General features: G+C 28.0%; 15 protein-coding genes, 1 pseudogene and 1 riboswitch. Of the genes and pseudogenes, 14 read left to right on the top strand and 2 right to left on the bottom strand.

The window, feature by feature from the left end; all coding sequences use genetic code 11:
* Positions 1-186: 186 nt before the first annotated feature.
* Positions 187-1,077 (bottom strand): MBL fold metallo-hydrolase, encoded by an 891-nt coding sequence (locus DY168_RS11500; RefSeq protein ID WP_115641862.1) that lies wholly within the window; start codon positions 1,075-1,077, stop codon positions 187-189.
* 339 nt (positions 1,078-1,416) lie between these two features.
* On the opposite strand from DY168_RS11500, the gene DY168_RS11495 reads away from it, so the two are divergent.
* From DY168_RS11495 to DY168_RS11450, 10 genes and pseudogenes are all read left to right on the top strand, one after another.
* Entirely contained in the window at positions 1,417-1,677 is a 261-nt protein-coding gene (locus tag DY168_RS11495; RefSeq protein ID WP_115641861.1) for a cysteine-rich small domain-containing protein, read from the top strand.
* 149 nt (positions 1,678-1,826) lie between these two features.
* Positions 1,827-2,000, top strand: a riboswitch (M-box (ykoK) riboswitch).
* 262 nt (positions 2,001-2,262) lie between these two features.
* The gene (gene mgtA / locus DY168_RS11490) at positions 2,263-4,806 is read left to right on the top strand and encodes a magnesium-translocating P-type ATPase (protein WP_242984120.1); all 2,544 of its coding nucleotides are present in this window, start codon (positions 2,263-2,265) and stop codon (positions 4,804-4,806) included.
* 390 nt (positions 4,807-5,196) lie between these two features.
* The gene (locus DY168_RS11485) at positions 5,197-7,284 is read left to right on the top strand and encodes a helix-turn-helix domain-containing protein (protein WP_115641859.1); all 2,088 of its coding nucleotides are present in this window, start codon (positions 5,197-5,199) and stop codon (positions 7,282-7,284) included.
* A 310-nt stretch (positions 7,285-7,594) separates the two neighbouring features.
* Positions 7,595-9,037: an MATE family efflux transporter gene (locus DY168_RS11480; RefSeq protein ID WP_242984119.1), complete on the top strand. Its 1,443-nt coding sequence runs from the start codon at positions 7,595-7,597 to the stop codon at positions 9,035-9,037.
* 186 nt (positions 9,038-9,223) lie between these two features.
* Complete coding sequence (locus DY168_RS11475) at positions 9,224-10,294, top strand: DUF4097 family beta strand repeat-containing protein (protein WP_115641858.1); 1,071 nt, start codon at positions 9,224-9,226, stop codon at positions 10,292-10,294.
* A 74-nt stretch (positions 10,295-10,368) separates the two neighbouring features.
* Complete coding sequence (locus DY168_RS11470; protein WP_115641857.1) at positions 10,369-11,496, top strand: AI-2E family transporter; 1,128 nt, start codon at positions 10,369-10,371, stop codon at positions 11,494-11,496.
* 136 nt (positions 11,497-11,632) lie between these two features.
* On the top strand, positions 11,633-11,902 hold the full coding sequence (locus DY168_RS11465) for a MupG family TIM beta-alpha barrel fold protein (RefSeq protein WP_115641856.1): 270 nt from the start codon (positions 11,633-11,635) through the stop codon (positions 11,900-11,902).
* Between the two features lie 15 nt (positions 11,903-11,917).
* Positions 11,918-12,199, top strand: a pseudogene (locus tag DY168_RS11460) (phospho-sugar glycosidase domain-containing protein); the annotation flags it as partial.
* A gap of 261 nt (positions 12,200-12,460) precedes the next feature.
* Entirely contained in the window at positions 12,461-13,072 is a 612-nt protein-coding gene (locus DY168_RS11455) for a DNA-3-methyladenine glycosylase (RefSeq protein WP_115641854.1), read from the top strand.
* A gap of 120 nt (positions 13,073-13,192) precedes the next feature.
* Positions 13,193-14,110, top strand: coding sequence for a transposase (locus tag DY168_RS11450; protein ID WP_115641853.1), 918 nt, complete (start codon positions 13,193-13,195; stop codon positions 14,108-14,110).
* A 99-nt stretch (positions 14,111-14,209) separates the two neighbouring features.
* On the opposite strand, the gene ispF is transcribed toward DY168_RS11450, so the two are convergent.
* Complete coding sequence (gene ispF / locus DY168_RS11445) at positions 14,210-14,686, bottom strand: 2-C-methyl-D-erythritol 2,4-cyclodiphosphate synthase (protein ID WP_115641852.1); 477 nt, start codon at positions 14,684-14,686, stop codon at positions 14,210-14,212.
* A gap of 339 nt (positions 14,687-15,025) precedes the next feature.
* On the opposite strand from ispF, the gene DY168_RS11440 reads away from it, so the two are divergent.
* The 4 genes from DY168_RS11440 (at position 15,026) to DY168_RS11425 (ending at position 19,117) form a co-directional block, all read left to right on the top strand.
* Positions 15,026-15,760 (top strand): ABC transporter ATP-binding protein, encoded by a 735-nt coding sequence (locus DY168_RS11440; protein ID WP_115641851.1) that lies wholly within the window; start codon positions 15,026-15,028, stop codon positions 15,758-15,760.
* Complete coding sequence (locus DY168_RS11435) at positions 15,753-16,949, top strand: ABC transporter permease (protein WP_115641850.1); 1,197 nt, start codon at positions 15,753-15,755, stop codon at positions 16,947-16,949. Before DY168_RS11440 ends, DY168_RS11435 begins: the two co-directional genes overlap by 8 nt.
* Before the next feature lie 565 nt (positions 16,950-17,514).
* Positions 17,515-18,105, top strand: coding sequence for a class D sortase (locus tag DY168_RS11430; RefSeq protein ID WP_115641849.1), 591 nt, complete (start codon positions 17,515-17,517; stop codon positions 18,103-18,105).
* Between the two features lie 64 nt (positions 18,106-18,169).
* Positions 18,170-19,117, top strand: coding sequence for an alpha/beta hydrolase (locus DY168_RS11425; protein WP_115641848.1), 948 nt, complete (start codon positions 18,170-18,172; stop codon positions 19,115-19,117).
* Positions 19,118-19,234 lie beyond the last annotated feature (117 nt).

Raw genomic sequence — 19,234 nt, 5'->3', positions numbered from 1 at the left:
ATTAAGTCAACAACTTTATATAAAAGATATAAGGAAGATAGGGGACAGTTCATAACTATAGATACTAGGGGACAGTTCATGAATAACATGCAAAATTGCGATGGTTCATAACTATAAATACTTGGGGACAGTTCACAAGTATTTATAGTTTATAAAATATTTTATTGATGATATTAAAAAAAAGGATTACTTTTTGAAGTAATATAGCTTGCCATCTTCTGTAGAGTGATTGATTAATGATTTATTATATAAGTAAGCTATAAAGGCAGAGGTAGCACCTAAATTTATATAGTATTCATTAAAACCTAAATGTATATCATTTAATAGGGCAATGCTTTCTAAAAGATCTTCCCTTGTTAAAGGTTGGTCTAACAGCTCTAAATATTGATTTATATACTTTTGTATATTTTCGATATTGATATCCGCAAGATTTATTATTTCATTTTTAGAATATATGATTTTTGCATGGCTTACCATAAAGTAGTCAGCATCTAAGGTTTTTATATATTCTAAGGTATTTAATGATTCTTCTATATTATATAGATAAGGGAAAGGGTGTCTTTTTATGATTTCTTCGCTAAATATGGAATCTCCAAGATAGCATACTTTATCAGGAGTTATTATTCCTATTTGCTCCATAGAGTGGCCTTTTAATGAAATTATTTCTATCTTTTCATCGTTGATTTTGTTTGTACCATAACTTAGTACTTCGTCAACATTTATAGGGGTATTAGATTTTTTTAGTTCCTTAGCGGCGTAGGATGAAAATAGTGCATAAGGCATAATTTCAGGATTCTCCATAAAAATCTTTTCTTTTGAAGAAGCATAGGTTATGCATCCAGGATAATTGTTTGAAAAATAATTATTACCACCACAATGATCTAGGTGGCTATGTGTATTTATTATATATTTAGGATGAAGATTATTTTCTAATAAAGCTTCCTCTACTTTTCTAGCAGAAGTGTTATTTATACCTGTGTCTATAAGAATACAATTTTTGTTTTTAAATGTATATACTCCAATATTAGTACCGGAGGGTACGTAATAACTATTTCCATTGATTTTTTTTAGTTCCATATAAAATGTCCTCCTTGTATTTGGTTTAGTATATTTAGATTATAACAAATCATACTTAAGTTGTAGGTATGTATTTAATATTTATTATAAAAGGGTTTAATAATGTGTAAGAGTATTCCTTAAACCACAAAGGTAGCAAAGTTTTAGTGGCTAAATATGTTTAAATAATTGTTGCTAAATATAAAACTATCTATTATTAAGTTGTGTATGATGTTGACTTTTAAATTCCTAATATGTATATTTAAGGTGTAGTTTTAAATATAGTGGTTAACTAATCTATGAAAAAACATATCAAAAGTTTTTAAATTTAAATTACATTTAAAATAGGGGGGAGTTTGTATGGATAATAATTATAGGTTTTTTAAAAACGATGGGTGTAAGTATTTTCCCTGTCACAAAGTTAAAAATGAAGAAGAGTTTAACTGTTTGTTTTGCTATTGTCCACTTTATTTTTTAGAAGATTGCGGTGGAAATAAGAATGATATTAATGGTATAAAAGATTGTTCAAATTGTTTAATGCCACATTCACCTAAAGGGTATGACTACATAGTAAAGAAGATAATGGACGTAAATAAAACTAAGAGAGAATCAACAAAATAATCACAAAAACAGAAAAAGTCAATATATTAGTATAAGGTATAGCTTGTATTAATTGTAAATGTGGTATTTGTCTAGAGTGATGACTGACTTTTGAAAATCTTAGTTTTATTATAAAAAGATAAAAATTAACTATACAAAATAAAAATTTAATATAAAAGCGTTAGGTGAGGTTACTATATAAATATAAGCTACTACCCAGAAATGTCGAGAGACGCCAACGGGTCAGCAGGTACTGTCGATTAAGGCTTTACCTAATGTAGCTGGTATGTTTTAAAACAAAGCCAAAGTTATATAGTGCTAAAGCTCAACGAATGGAGTAATCTTTATTTTTATGAGCAATTTAATCTCTTCATCCGCTGGGTGAAGAGATTTTTTTTATATTTCAAGGAGGTGGATATTTTTGGAGGAAGGTATTATTAATAGTGAAAATGAAAAAGGTGGAAATCAATCAGATGGTATAGACCCCCTTCCGGATATTCATCTAGGAAAGGAGCGTGATGCCCAATAAAAGGAGGTGAAATGTTGTAGAAAATCTATAAGTACATATAGATTTTCTACAACGAAATTACTATGGTATTAAAAGAGATGTTAAATAATTTTGAAAGTAAAAATATAAATATATTATTAAAAAGTCTAAATAGTTCATTAGAGGGGTTAACCGAAGCGGAAGTAGAAGATAGATTACATGAGTATGGATTTAATCAATTAGACAGTGAAAAGAAACCTACTATAATAAAAAGAATATATGAGAATATGAAAAATCCACTTGTAATATTACTTATGGCATTAGCTTTAATTTCTTACTTAAGTGGGGATAAGAAGGCATCCATAGTAATGGTGATAATGGTAACGTTAGGTGTAGTTTTAAAATTTGTTCAAGAAGTTAGGGCAGATAACTCAGCAGAACAACTAAAGTCCATGGTAAGCACCACAGCAACAGTTATAAGAGATGGGGAGGTAAATGAGATTCCACTTAAGATAATAGTACCTGGAGATATAGTACACCTTTCGTCAGGAGATATGATACCGGCAGATGTACAACTAATAACATCTAAAGATTTATTCGTAAATCAATCTACACTTACAGGTGAATCCTTGCCTGTTGAAAAGGTTGTATATGATAAGGACTATGATAATGATTTTGAAAATACTAATTTATGCTTTATGGGTACTAACGTGGAAAGTGGTACAGCAATAGCAATAGTTTTAAATACAGGTAATAAAACTTACTTTGGTAAACTTACAAGTAAACTTGGAGGGCAACAAGAAATTACGGATTTTGATAAGGGGATAAATAAGTTTGTTTGGCTTATGATAAGGTTTATATTTATTATTGCTCCTTTAGTTTTTTTGATAAATGGATTTGTAAAAGGTAATTGGTTTGATTCCTTTTTGTTTGCAATAGCAGTGGCGGTTGGATTAACACCAGAAATGCTTCCAATGATAGTTACTGTTAATTTGTCTAAAGGTGCTATAGTAATGTCTAAGAAAAAGGTAATAGTAAAAAGGTTAAATGCCTTGCAAAACTTTGGAGCTATGGATATCTTATGTACAGATAAAACCGGAACTATAACTTGTGGGAAGGTAATGTTAGAAAAGTATGTAGACATATATGGAGAAGATAGTAGTAGAGTTTTGAAATATGGATATATAAATAGTTTTTATCAAACAGGATTAAAAAATATCATGGATGAATCTATATTAGAACATAAATTAGATGGAGAAGACTATAATATTGATGGAAAGTATGAAAAAACAGATGAAATACCCTTTGATTTTATGAGGAAAAGGATGTCAGTAGTTGTAAGAAATAAAAGTATGGAAGATGTTTTAATATGCAAAGGAGCTGTAGAAGAAGTTTTAAGTATATGTAACAATTACCAAACAAAAGATGGAACTGAAATGTTTAAAGGAGAAATGATAGAGTCAACAAAAGCTATAGTTAAGAATTTAAATGAAGATGGTTTTAGGGTTATAGCAATTGCGTACAATGTTAGAAATGCATATAAAAAGGAATATTCTGTAGAAGATGAAAAAAATTTAACACTTCTTGGATTTATGGCATTTTTAGATCCACCAAAGGACACTTCAAAAAAAGCTATAGATAAATTTCATCAATATAATGTAGATGTGAAGGTACTAACAGGAGATAATGAAATTATAACTCGAAAGATATGTAAAGAAGTAAATCTTAAAGTAGATTCATTGTTACTTGGTAGTGATTTAGATAAGCTATCAGATGAAGAACTTCAAGTTAAGGCAGAAAATACAACAATATTTGCAAAGCTTTCACCAATGCATAAGGAAAGAATTATAAGAACTCTTCAAAATGAAGGTCACGTAGTTGGTTTTATGGGAGATGGGATAAATGACGCGCCAGCTCTTAAAGTAGCTGATGTAGGTATTTCTGTAAATACTGCTGTAGACATAGCAAAAGAATCTTCAGATATGATACTTTTAGAAAATAATTTATTAGTACTAGAAGAGGCTATGCTTGAGGGAAGACGGATATTTGGTAATATAGTTAAATATATAAAGATGACATCAAGCTCTAATTTTGGAAATATGTTTAGTGTTATAGGTGCAAGTATATTTGTACCGTTCTTACCAATGCTTCCAATTCAAGTTTTAACAAATAACTTATTATATGATATTTCCCAAACTACAATACCTACAGATACTGTAGACAAAGAGTGGATAAGTATACCAAGGAGATGGGATATAGAAGAAATAAAAAGATATATATTCCACATAGGGCCTATAAGTTCTATATTTGATTATACTACTTATTTTATAATGTTATATGGATTTCATGCTTTTGATAAGCCGGCATTATTTCAATCAGGATGGTTTTTAGAATCACTAATAACACAGACATTAATAATTCATGTTATAAGAACTAATAAAATTCCATTTATACAAAGTAGAGCAAGTAAGCCACTTACTATAACCTCACTACTAATAGTAGCAGCTGGAATAATACTAGTTAATTCACCACTAGCATCTGCTTTTGGATTTACTAAATTACCAGTTATCTATTATTTAATATTGTCAGTTATAATAATATCCTATATATTATTAACTCAAATAATGAAAAATTGGTATATAAAAAGGTATGAGATAAAGTAATGATCACCATAGATTTTATATAAAAATATGCTCGATAAAATGAGGAATTCTACGTCTTTCAAGGTCTTGAAAATATTGAGGATGTACACTTTAATTAATATTAACGCGATTAATATTAATTAAAGTGGAGTCATATTCGTGCATTTTGATATTTATTTTGATATTTCAAATGTGTTTTCCCGGGAAATATATTGGGGAAAACACATTTAATAAGTAGAATAATGTAAAAAACACAATGAAAATAGATTATACTTAGTGTTAGATACACTGTTACCTAATATTTCATATGAACTAAGATTTTATAGTATAATAGATATGAATAAAATTAATATATAAAATATGTAATATATAAGATATGTAATATATAAGATGTTGCATACAGGAGGAAAAATGAGAAAAGAATATATAAGTTACTTAAAAGAAACTCCAGTAAATGTTTCTTTACTTAATATAGAAGGTTATCCAATACATTGGCATGATTGCGTAGAAATTTTATATGTGCTTGAAGGTAAGCTTAGGATAACGATTGAAACAGAAATATATGAACTAGAAAAAGGGGAACTTGAAATAATTAATTGTGATGAAGCTCATAGTTACGAAAGTATGGGGGAGTCTAATAAGGTTTTAATGTTTCAAATAGATCCTAACTTTTTCGAAAAGTATTTTAACGATATAAGAAGTGTGTTTTTTTATACAAACTCTTCAGAAGAGGGTGCGCAAGAAGATGGAAAATATCATGTTCTTAGAAGATATTTATCTATAATTTTGTGTGAGGTTATTCAAAAGGGCGATAAGTATGAGGATTATATTGATGAGGCTTTAGTAGAACTTTTATATCATCTAATAAACAACTTTCATCAATTAATATATGAAAAGGAAGATTTAAAGGAAAATGGTGAACAATTTGAAAGGTACGATAGAATTGTTAGATATATATACAATAACTACAAGGATAAAATAAGCCTACAGGATATAGCAAAAAAAGAATATTTGAGTTCATACTATCTTTCTCATGAAATAAAAAATACTGTAGGATATGGATTTAAGGACTTTTTAAATTTAACTAGAGTTGAAGAATCTGTAAAGCTTCTTTTAGATTCTGATAAGACTATATCTGAAATATCCTATGAACTTGGGTTTTCTCATATAAGATATTTTAATAAGCATTTTAAAAGACATTATGAGTGTACGCCTTTTCAGTATAGAAAAAAGTATAAGGTAGATGAAAAAGTTTTAGAAAATATGAAGAAAATTGAAATGTTAGATTTAAATGAATCTTTACAGTATATGTTATTATATCTTGAAGATTATGATAGATTTAATTATGAGGATAGAATATTTAAATTAAATGTAGATGCATCATCAGAGGGGAAGGATTTTGAAGAAGAGTTTAATGATTTCATAAATCTCGGTGATTCAAGGGATTTATTAAAAGAAAAGCAAAGAACATTCATCACTTCAATACAAAATGACATAGAGTTTAAATATGCATTAATAGATAAAGTCTTTTCAGAAGAAATGGGAGTTGCTATAGGATATAGTGATTTTTATAATTGGCAAGAAGTAAGAAGAGTGATAGCATTTTTATTGTCTATTAATTTAAGGCCATTTATAGTGTTAGAAAAGTCTATGTTTTCATCAGAAGGGGTTAACGCTCTTAAAAGTTTTATAAAGTTTTTTAGAGAACTTTATGGAGATTATGAGGTTCATAAGTGGAGAATTCAACTTTCTAATTTAGAAGATTTAGAGGCAATGGATCAATTAGAGAATATTAGAGAATTAAAAGAGCTTTTAGAGTGCCACTTCGAATTAATAAATGTAAAAATGGATGTTACTAATAGAGATGCTATATATGATACTTCTTATATGATACCGCATATAATTGAAAACTCTTTGAATGGTAATAGATTTTATTTTAAGGCCTTTGATCAAACTGATTTTGATAAAGATCTAAATAATGAGATATTTATGGGGGATAACGGTATAATAACGCAAAATGGAATAAGAAAACCTTCATACTATGCTTATTATTTATTAGCTAAGCTTGGTAATGCCTTAATTGAAAAAGGTGAAGGGTATATTGTAACTAAATCTGGAGATGATATTCAAATATTAATTTATACTTATAATGAAGATATAGATAAAATAATATCTTTTCATGATATTTTAAAAAGAAGAGGAAGTAAAAATATAGCTGAAAGAAACTTTTCTATAAATATAATAAATCTAATGGATGATTATACTATAACTAAATATGAGATAAATGAATCTATAGGATCAGTATACAACTATTGGTCAAGTTTTGGAAAACCAAATAGAATAAATGATGAAGAATTAGAACTTTTCAAAAAAGCATCTTTTCCTAACATATCTTTTAATTTTGCTAAAAAGAGTTCTGTATTTAACATAGTAAGTAAGGTAAAAGGTTACGGAGCTACCCTTTTTGAACTCAAAAGGGTACAAAAGTACGATTATTAAGGTGTGTTTTTGTTTATTTGCATATAAGTGTTCTTTTGAAACAAAGCAAAATAGTACTTTATTCTGAGCATTTAAGTGAGTGTACTTAAGTGCTTTTTTCTAATACAATTATAGTATAGAGTTTTAATGTGAATTTATATTTTAATATAAATTTAATATTAGTATATATTAAAATATAAATTTGGAAATTGTATATTGAATACACAATACCGTATGGAAATTATAAATTTTAAATGTTTGATTTTTATACGAAATTAAGTCTCTATTGAAACAAATTTATAACAACCAATTAAAAGGAGACGTGATTAGTGTGGCATTAAGCAGTAAGTCTATTGCCAAAAGTGGGGAAGAATTCGCCACGGGCAATATTACAAAGGTATTATTAAAGATTGCCATACCAGCAATAATATCATTATTAGTAGGAGAACTTTATAATATGGTGGATACCATGTTTGTAGGAAGGGCTATAGGAGCCACGGCAATAGGAGGACTCACAATAGCTTTTCCAGTCCAAAGACTTATGATATCCATTGGACTTTTAATAGCAGTAGGTGCATCAACAGCCGTTGCTAGAGCACTTGGCGAAAAAGATCAATCTAAACTAAAACATATAATAGCAAATGCTTTAACCTTAATGATAATAAGTATGTCTATTATAATAACTCTTATATTTATTTTTAAAAGTAACATAATCAAATTTTTAGGAGCTACAGACACTATATATCCTTATGCAAATGACTATATTAGCATTGTAATAATAGGTGGGATATTTCAGTGTTTTACTGTAATAATAGGATATATATTAATAGCTTTAGGTAATTCAAGGGCTAATTTAATAGCTATATCTATAGGTGCAGTTTGTAACATAATTATAGACTATATATTTGTTGTTGCCATACCACTTGGAGTTAAAGGTGCAGCAATTGCAACAGTAGCATCACAAATTTTATCAGCAGCTTATGCATATTATCATTTTCTAAAGATAAAAAAGAATTTCAACATTTCTTTAAGCCTAAATTTGAAAGGCGATATCACAAAATCTATAATAACTATAGGATTTTCTACATTTATAATAGAAATATCAGATGCTGTTGTAGCAGTTATATTAAATAATGTACTTAGTGCTCATGGGGATACAGCCATAATTATAGTTGGTGTTGTATCAAGGGTATCTATGTTTATGTATATTGCAATGCTTGGAATCACATCGGCAATGCAGCCTATTGTTGCATATAACTATGGAGCTGAGAACTATGAAAGGGTTAAAGAAGTAGTGAAAAAGGCAACTGTAGCAGTTACTGTAACATCTATAGTGGTTTGGATAACTATGATGGTGTTCTCAAGACCTATTTTAGGGAGCTTCATAAAGGAAACAGATATATTGTACCAAGCTGTAAAGGACTTTAGGATTGTAATATCAATATTTCCTTGTGTAGGAATATACTTTGTAGCTATATATTACTATCAAGCTATTGAGGAAGCAAGGCTATCATTAATGCTGTCAATATATAGACAGTTACTTATATTCATTCCGATATTGTTTATACTTATAAGATTATTTGGAGTAAAAGGAACATGGATTTCTTATCCAGCAGCAGATATAATTTCAGCAATTACTGGTGCGTACTATTTAAAAACTGGACTTTCTATAATGGATGAAAGACAAGTGGAAGCGGATGAAGAGTTAGAAAAGAAAAGATATGTGGAAAAACCAAGAAGAACTATTGGAAGTTATGTAAATGACATACAATAGATATAAAACATAATTTATTAAATTAGTTTAATGGCGTGTATGAAAATTATTTTATACACGCTATTTTTTGATTTGATTATATTCAATGGTATTAATTTATGGGAATTTTGAAGTACAAATAGATTAAAGTATGATATATTTATAATATAATATAGTAAATATTTAAGTGGGTAAGGAGTGAAAGAAATGAAAAAGTTAGGTACATTTACATTAGCGTTATCATTGATATTTTTAGGGGTTGTATTAACTGTTAAACAAATAAATCCTGCTATGTCAATTACCATATTTAAATTTTGGCCAGGAATATTTATTATACTTGGAATAGAGTGCCTTTTAACTAATAGAATACAAGAACAGGATAATGTAAGTCATCCATTTAATTTTGTTGTAGTAATTGTTGTAATAATTTTTTTAATCATGGATGGTTTTTATGGATTTAAAATTAGAGTTATTGATGAATTTAAAAGCTTTGATAAGGGTGAAGTCAAAGAATTTAACATAGACAAATATAGTGATGAAAGAAAAATAAATGTAGATGAAGAATTTTATAGTTTAAATAAAAATATAAAGGTAGATGGAGAAAATGCAAAAATAAATTTAAAAAGGTCCACAAATGATAGCATCAGAATAGTTGGGGATATCAACGTGTCTAATAATTATTATGATGATAGCTATCAGATAAAGATGGAAGATAAAGATGGCACAATATATGTAAAGTTAGATGATAATCAAATAAAGGCCATTAACCTTGTTATTTATGTTCCGAGTAGTAGTAATATAAATTTAAATTTTAATAATGCTGAAATAAAAAATGAAGATGATATGAGCGATTCAGATCTTAAAATAAATAATAATAATGGTAACTTTATATTAAGTAATTTTAAATCTATAGATTTAAATGTTAATAATGGTAACATTAATATTAAAGATACTAGAAATATCAATATATCATCAAATAACATAAAGGTTTACATTTTAGGCGATATTGAAAAATTAAATATAAAATCTAATATTTCATCTGTAGATGTGAAAAGTAGCCAAATAAATGAGGCCGATATAAATTGTAATAATGGTAAGATAAAATTAGAATCTGGAAATAAGAGTAGGTTAAGTTTACAAACATCTAAGGGTAAAATAACTGTAGATGATAAAAAGATCAGTGGAAATACATTTAATAAAGATGAAGGTAATGGAAGTATTAAAATAAAAATAGATCTTGGGGTAATAGATGTAGATCAAACAAATGACGATTTTTAAAAGCAAAAGATGACTTTTTCAAAAAAATATTTAAATAAAATAAAATATATTTTACTAAGGAAGGAATTTGAGATTTGAACATTAAAAGGTACAAAGAAAAAAAGTATTTTAATTTAGTAATTGCAATTGTTGCAGCGTATGTACTTATAAAAGTTATAGATAATTATGCGTATTTTTTTGGAGCTATTACTAACCTTATAGCTACAATATCTCCTTTTATATATGCATTTATAATAGCATATATATTAAATCCAATAATGAAACTTTTTGAAAAGAGATTTAAACTTAAAAGAGGAATTAGCATACTGCTAACCTATTTATTAATAGTAGGTATTATAACTATTACAAGCATATATTTGATACCAAAGATTAGTAATAGTATTATTGATATAATAAAAAACACACCTTATTTTGCAGAAGAAACTCAAAAGTGGTTTAATAATTTAATAAACAATAGTAGATTAAGTGATGTGCTTAATTCATCAACACTTTCAAGTTTCAAATTCGATGATATATTAGCAAAAGTAAGTAATATTAGTATGTCATTTTTGAATTCCATGTTGTCTAAAACAATAAGTTTTACGAGCTCCTTTATAAAGTGGGTATTCGGATTTTTAATAGCCATATATATATTATATGATAAAGAAAAAATAATTAGTTGGTTTAAAAAGATGTGCTACTTAATTTTAAAAGAAAAACTTAGTATTAAAATAATATCCTTAACAAGAAATCTACACAATATGGTTGGAGCATATGTTGGAACTAAAGCCATAGATTCATCAATTATAGGAGTAATTGCTCTTATTGGACTAAGTATTATAGGGTCCTCTTACGCCCTACTTATAGCAGTTATTGTTGCAATTACTAATATGATACCTTACTTTGGACCATTTATAGGCATGGTAACAGCATTTACAATAAATGTGTTCTTCAGTCCTATAAAAGCTACTATTTCACTAATTTTCTTGCTAGTCTTACAGCAATTTGATGCATGGTACCTAGATCCAAAGTTAATAGGTGGGAAAGTTGGATTAAGTCCATTTTTAGTAATATTTGCAGTTACATTAGGTGGTGGACTGTATGGACCAATCGGAATGGTTTTGTTTGTCCCAATAGTAGCAGTAGTAAAAGTATACTTAGATAAATTTATAAAAGACCGTAAGGACAATGTGGGGGATATGGGGGACAGTTCACAATTGTAAATGTGTAAATGTGGGGTATGGGGTAAATATAGGGGACAGTTCACAATTACAAATAAAATCAATAAATTAAAAGGCACATTTAGATATTACCAAGGTAGGTTTCAATATACCATCCTTGGTTAATAAGAGATGACCTATTTATGAAGGACTCTCTACTCTAGAAATTCACAGATTAACATTATCAAGGATTTCAGCTAAGCATTTATACGCAATGGGAATAAATAATGTGTTTTTTGGTGATAGTACAGCATCTGATGAAGAATTAATAAGTGTAGGAAGTGTAAATGAAAAAGTAATAGAATTTGATATAGAAGTATTAAGTAATTGTGATGTAGAAAAGAAAATTATTTTTAGAGACTTTCACTCTAACCGAAGCGACGCATCAGCGGATGTTATAAGATCTTAAGAATCCAGGTTAGAATTAGGTGTAAAAGATAAAGTTAATGAATTTAATAATATACCTAGAAAGATGGGCTATGTGACTATAGATAACTTTAATTATTTAAGGTATTCAGGTGAATTACAAATTTGCAAAAAGGATTTACCAGAAGATACAAGAGTTAATGTTATAGGTAAAATTAAAGATGAAGAATTAATTTTAATATATTTTATATCAGATGAAATTAAATTTAAGTTTAAAGAAACAGAAAAATGGGATTTGGGGACAGTTCACAAGTATGTAAGTGTAAGTATACTTTTGTGAACTATTTCTATTTAATATTTGTTTTGTTTTAAATATAATATAAATGTGAGGAGAGAACAATTAAATATTATAATACAAAAATTAAAATAAAGAATTGGTAGGGAAATAAAAACCGGGGACGGTTCATGATGTCTAATAACCTTTAATAAGTAAGAATTAGATAATTATTAATAAAACTTATATTATTGAGTATAATATAAGATATTGAATAACATATTTATATTAAAGTTATCTTTATTTTAAAATTAGGAGGTTGATATTTTGGAAAAGCTAAGTAGAGAATTTTATAGAAGAGATGCATTGATAGTTTCGAAGGAACTTTTAGGTAATCTAATAGTTAAAAAAGTGGGCAATGATATGGTAGTTGCAAAAATTGTAGAAGTTGAAGCTTACAGAGGTACTATAGATAAGGCTGCACACTCTTATAGTGGAAAGGCAACAAATAGAACTAAAATAATGTATGGCGATGGAGGATTTGCTTATGTGTATTTAATTTATGGCATGTACTATTGTATGAATATAGTTGCAAGCACCATGGATAAACCAGAGGCAATCTTAATTAGAGCGGTGGAACCCATAGATGGAATTGATATTATGAGTAAATTAAGATATGGTAAAGATTTTAATGACATTACTAAAAAGCAAAAAGTAAATTTAACTAATGGCCCAGGAAAGCTTTGCATTGCTCTTAACATAACTAAGGAAGATAATGGTATTGACATGCGCGGAGATGACTTTTATATATTAGATAATAAAGACAAACAATTCACAATAGAAACATCAAAAAGAATAAATATCGATTACTCAGAAGAAGCAAAAGATTTTGATTGGAGATTTTTTATAAAGGATAATATTTATGTGTCAAAGGGATAGAACTTATATAGTTTGTGGGACAGTTCACAAACATTGTATAAATCTCCTTTTGTATACTTATGTGCAATTTGGTTAATAATCTAACTATAAATTGAAGATATATATGTAGGAGTGATTAATTTGCCAAGATCTGCTAGAGTAAGAAATAATGAAGGTATATATCATGTAATGCTAAGAAGTATAAGTGATGTAAGTCTTTTTAAAGAGGATAATGATAAAGATAAATTTATGATGTATATAAAAAAATATAAGATTCAGTTCGGATTTAAGATTTATGCTTACTGTCTTATGTCAAATCACGTTCATATTATAATAGATTGTAATGGTGGGGATATATCTAAAATAATGCATGGTATTAACCAAAGTTATGCTCAATATTATAATAAAAAATACGATCGTTATGGTCACCTGTTTCAAGATAGGTTCAAAAGCAAAATAGTTGATAATGAGAGATATCTTATAGCATTAAGTCTATATATACATAATAATCCTAAAGACATTGCTGAATATAAGAACAATATAGAAAATTATTTTTATTCTAGCCTTGCAATTTATTTAGGAATAAGAAAAGATCCTAAAGATATACTAGATAAAAAAGTAATAATAAATATAGTTTCTAGAAATTATAAAAGATTTAAAATAAGATATAAATTGATGTTAAAAATAAGTGTAAGTGAAACAGAATTTGAAGATTATGATTTTACATTGCAAGAAGGATACTATGAATATAAAAGTGACAGGGATTTAATTTATAGAGATAAGTCACATTTAGTTATATTAAGCATATTGTTAAAAAGATTCAATTTAAAAAAAGATGCTTTGTTTTTGAAAAATAACAGAGAAATATGTGAATTTAAAAGCATTTTCATATTATTATGTAGAAATTTATGCAATATGTCATATAAGGAATTAGGAAAGATTTTAATTAATAATTCTCAAGCAAATTTATCCAGATTGTGCTCTAATGGAATTGAATTAGTAATGGAAGATATAAGGTATAAGAATATAATTAGACGTGTTTATGAACAAGTATGCTAATTCAAAAATTAAAAATAAAACGTAAAATGTAAAATTAAAGTAAGCTTATATGAAAAGTATAAAGTAAACTATACTTTTCATATAAAACTGTCTATTCGTTTATTTATTACTAACTAATAAACAAATACTTTGTGATGCCATTCCTTCACCTGAGCCAGTGAAACCTAAACCTTCTTCTGTAGTAGCTTTTATATTGATCTGATTAATATCAATGTCTAGAGTACTAGAAATGTTATTTCTCATTTCATAAATATAAGGCGATAGTTTAGGGGCCTCAGCAATTATAGTAGCATCTATATTTCCAATAGAAAAACCTTGTTTTAAAACCAAGTCATAAACCTTCTTTAGAAGGGATAAACTTGATATATCCTTGTATAGTAAATTATTATCTGGAAAATGTGTACCTATGTCCCCTAAGCATGCTGCACCCAAAATTGAATCCGTTATAGCGTGTACAAGCACATCTGCATCTGAGTGTCCAAGCAATCCATACTTATAAGGTATAGTTGCTCCACCTAATATTAAAGATCTACCTTCAACTAATTTGTGAACATCATATCCTAACCCAATTCGCATAAAAACCCTCCTAACTAAAATTATGAACTGTCCCTACAATTATTTATATTTAGTCTTACATAAACTAATAAGAAAATCAAGACTTAATATGATAGTATAAAGAATTTATTAATATAAAAATTTTTTTATATTAATATTATTTTTTTGGTAGTTATTTGTTAATAGATGATATAATGATTAGGAGAATTAATAGGCATTAGATATGCAATGATGATTAATTTATATTTTCTGTTATTAAATAAGGACAAACTAAAGACCTGTACTTATGAACCGTCCCCTTAATCTCTTTAATCTAATCTTTTAGTCTTTTAATTTATTTTATTTAAAAGGAGTGATTTTGTGGTAGAAGTAATTGGACTAAGCAAACAATTTAAATCAGTAAAAGCAGTAGATAATATTAGCTTTAAAGTAAGTCAAGGTGAAATTGTTGGATTGCTTGGAGAAAATGGAGCAGGAAAGACAACTACATTAAGAATGCTTGCAACAATGTTAAAACCTACATCAGGAACAGTGAATATAAATAATTATGATGTAGTAAACGATGCTCATATGGTAAGAGGTGAGATAGGTATATTATTCGGTGGAGAAGTTGGACTATACGACAGGCTTACAGCAAGAGAAAACATCAAATATTTTGCCCAATTAAATGGTGTTTCAAATCAAAAAGCTGAAGAACAAATAAATAAATTAGTTAAGGCATTTAATATGGAAGAATATATAGATAGAAGAGTAGGAAAGTTTTCAAGGGGGATGAAACAAAAGGTTGCTATTGCAAGGTCTATTGTTCATGATCCTAAAATTATGCTGTTTGATGAACCAACAGCAGGATTAGATATAAGTGCATCAAAGATAATACACGATTTTATACTTCATTGCAAAGAAGAAAACAAAGCAATCGTATTTTCTAGTCATATGATGAATGAAGTTGAAAAGCTTTGTGACAGAGTAGTTATAATAAACAAAGGAAAAATTGTCGAAGATGGCAAAATTGATACACTTAAAGAAAAGTATAATAACCAGGATATGGAGAGCATTTTCATTAAATTAATAGGAGGGGATTCCCAAAATGAATAAGAGTATAACCTTATTAGTATTTAAAAAAGAGTTAATGGATATATTCAGGGATAAGAAGACCCTTATATCAAGTATTGTAATACCTCTTGTTATATTTCCTTTATTATTTATGGTTATGGGTAAAAGTATAAGCAAAACATCAAAGTCAGTAGAGGATAATCTTAAAATTTCTATTTCAGATAAATCAAATAGTGATATGGGACAGTTCATAAAAGATCAGAAGGGGATAAATCTCATAGAAACTGATAGCATAGAAGAAGATATGAAAAGTGGAAAGATACTTATGTCATTAGAAATACCAGAAGGCTTTGAAAACTTAATTTCAAAGGAAGAAATGGTTGATGTTATAGTAACCTATGATAATTCTAGTCAGCAATCTCAAATGGCATTATCTAAAATTAAGGGTTATATAGATATTTACTCTAAAGAAGTTGTGGCAAAAAGGCTTGAATTAAGAGGTATAAAACAAGAACTTTTAACTCCTGTGAATTTGGAAGTTAAAACTTTTGAAAAAGAGTCTGAGGGCTTTAGTAAATTTATGCTATCGTTATTATTACCTTTATTACTTGTTATGTATAGTGTATCAGGACCAATTGCTCCAGCTACAGACTTAGGAGCTGGGGAAAAGGAAAGAGGAACATTAGAGCCTTTATTAACTACAAAGGCAAGCAGGATGTCATTACTGTGGGGAAAATTCTTAGCAATTACAGTCATGGGATTAGTAACAACTATAGCATCACTCGTAGGGGTAATGATTGCAATGAAACAAAGTGGCGGGCTTATGTCTAATGGAAATGCTTCAGCTACAAGCTTTAGTATAGAACCAAAAGCTATGATATTAATAGGTATGGTTGCTATATTAACAACTATGGTTTTTGGTGCATTAGAACTTTCTATAAGCATATATGCAAGATCATTTAAAGAAGCTCAGACTTATTTAACACCACTTACCATAATAACTATAATTCCAGTATACGCAACATATATGTTAGATCCTAAAAGTATAGAAAACTTTTATTTTCATATACCATTAGCTAATTCAGTTTGCCTTTTGAAAGAACTGATAATGGGTATTTATAATTATAATCATATATTTATAACAATAGGATGGACTATAGCTTATATAGTTATTTCTCTACTCTTTGCGAGATTCATGTTCAGTCGGGAAGAAGTCGTGTTTAGAGCATAATTTAGAAAGAAGTTTCATGGAAAAATAAAAATATTAAAAAGCCATGGGAAATAAAAAGTAATTTATCCCTTATGGCTATTTAATATATAAATTATAGTATAGTTAGGAAAAACATGATAAATTATAAGGTTTTCCTAAATTGGTGAACCTGACAAGGTGGAAAACTCTTATTAGAACTTAAATGAAACAAGTTTTTAACATGAAAAATTATTAATTTAAAGATGTTTTTTTTAATTTTTTTGTCAGAATCTAATACCTTTTTTGAATGGAAGTCTACGGATATAAGATTATTTTTCAAAATGTAGTCACCCCACTATTTCATAGAATTCCTTTATTTAAGTATACTATAAAAGATGACAAATGTTAAGAATATTTAGATAAATAAGGCATTAATGTTAAGAAGGTAAAAGTATAAAAATCATCGAGTTTTTAAATTTGCTTAATGGTATTACTTAATATGATAATAAAATGGGGACAGTTCACAAGGATATTAAGACTATAAACTGTAGACTAAATAAGATAATGATTTATAATAAAATTAAGAATTTAAATAAGGAGGATATATATGGATAAAAAGAGGGTTGCAGGAACATTACTTATAGTAATTGGCATTTTAATTATATCTAGTGCTATTTTCATGAGACTTTCTTCAAACAAAAAACAAAAAGATATGATAACTAAGTTTGAGGAAACCCTAAGAGATATGGGAGAGTACGATGAGGATAATGTAGGCAAAGAAGGCTCACCTAGTGGAGAGCATAATAAAGAGGGTAATAATGCAATAGCAATGATGATTATACCTAAAATTAATGTTACAGCAGCTGTGGCTGAAGGTAGTGATATGGAGACTTTAAAATCTGCAGTAGGACATTTTGAAGGAACAGCTCTACCAGGACAAAAGGGCAACTTTGCAGTAGCAGGACATAGAAATTACACATATAGTGAGTATTTTAAAAGAGCGGATGAGTTAGAAAATGGAGATGAAATAATAGTTAGAAGTAAAGAGGGAGAATTTAAATATAATGTTACAGAAAAAAGGATAGTAGAGCCAGAAGATGTAGGTGTACTAGATTCAACTGAAGATGCCACGTTAACTATAGTAACATGTACACCCGGTGCAACAAAACGATTAATAATAAATGGAAAACTAGAATAAGTAATTGTGAACTGTCCCCAAAGCTTTTACTGAATTAATTTTTAATAAGGAAGAGGGCTTAAACATGTATAATGTGATCATATATATTTTAATGATTCTATTGATTATATTCTCAGTGATTTATTTTATAGTTAAATATTATTTCCAGCAAGTAGTGGTAAGAGAAGTTACTTCTGAAGATGTAATGTTTAAGGAACAAATAAAAAGAGGGCTTATAGATAATGAGTTTTATAAATCGTTAAAAAAAGAAGAATTTTTTATAGAATCAAAGGATAGCTTAAGATTAAGGGGTATTTATATAAAGTCTAATAATGAATCTAATAAAACCATGATTTTTGTACATGGAATAACTGTTGGTTTAGCATATTCAATAAAATACATATCAATGTTTTTAGAAAAAGGTTGGAATGTCCTTATATACGATCAAAGAAGACATTCTAAAAGTGAGGGTAAATACTCTACTTATGGATATTATGAAAAAGAAGATCTTGATTTATTTGTTAATTGGGTAATAAATAAAAAAGGTGAAGGTGAGATAATTGGACTCCATGGTGAGTCGATGGGCGCTGCGACCGTACTTCAATATGCTAAAATCAATAAGTTTGCTAAGTTTATTATTTCAGATTGTGCATTTTCTAGTTTGAATGAATTGTTAGAAAGAAAGGTAAAGGAAAAAGGTGCTTTATTGAAGCCAATATTAAAGCTCATGAGCAAAAGGGCCGTAAGAAAAGCAAAATTTAGTTTCAATTTCATAAGTCCAATTGAGGTTGTTAGAAAAACCTCGATACCAATTATGTTTATCCATGGAGATAAGGATAAATTTGTACCATGGGATATGAGTGTTGCTATGTATGATTCAAAGGAAGTAGGAATAAAAAGGTTATATATAGCAAAAGGTGCCAGACATGCACAGTCTATTGAAGTGAATAAATTTAAGTATGAAGAGGAAGTTATGAAGTTTGTGGATGAAGTTTTAAATAATACAGATAATCTTAATAAAGGTCTATATTAATTGGGGACAGTTCATAATTAATGTCCCCTTAATAAACAACTGTTAATGGGGGACAGTTCACAATTTAAAAAGGATTAAAATTGTTTAGCTAAAGCTGAAAAAGCGTTTGGAGTGATT

The organism is Clostridium putrefaciens (assembly GCF_900461105.1).
Lineage (GTDB): Bacteria > Bacillota > Clostridia > Clostridiales > Clostridiaceae > Clostridium_L > Clostridium_L putrefaciens.
Note: the sequence above shows the minus strand (reverse complement) of the source record. Positions and strands in the feature narration are given on the sequence as shown.

Bases quoted from the DNA above. Each gene is read 5' to 3' on its own strand.
- DY168_RS11500 (WP_115641862.1), bottom strand. From the start codon at position 1,077: ATGGAACTAAAAAAAATCAATGGAAATAGTTATTACGTACCCTCCGGT.
- DY168_RS11495 (WP_115641861.1), top strand. From the start codon at position 1,417: ATGGATAATAATTATAGGTTTTTTAAAAACGATGGGTGTAAGTATTTT.
- mgtA (WP_242984120.1), top strand. From the start codon at position 2,263: ATGTTAAATAATTTTGAAAGTAAAAATATAAATATATTATTAAAAAGT.
- DY168_RS11485 (WP_115641859.1), top strand. From the start codon at position 5,197: ATGAGAAAAGAATATATAAGTTACTTAAAAGAAACTCCAGTAAATGTT.
- DY168_RS11475 (WP_115641858.1), top strand. From the start codon at position 9,224: ATGAAAAAGTTAGGTACATTTACATTAGCGTTATCATTGATATTTTTA.
- ispF (WP_115641852.1), bottom strand. From the start codon at position 14,686: ATGCGAATTGGGTTAGGATATGATGTTCACAAATTAGTTGAAGGTAGA.
- DY168_RS11435 (WP_115641850.1), top strand. From the start codon at position 15,753: ATGAATAAGAGTATAACCTTATTAGTATTTAAAAAAGAGTTAATGGAT.
- DY168_RS11430 (WP_115641849.1), top strand. From the start codon at position 17,515: ATGGATAAAAAGAGGGTTGCAGGAACATTACTTATAGTAATTGGCATT.
- DY168_RS11425 (WP_115641848.1), top strand. From the start codon at position 18,170: ATGTATAATGTGATCATATATATTTTAATGATTCTATTGATTATATTC.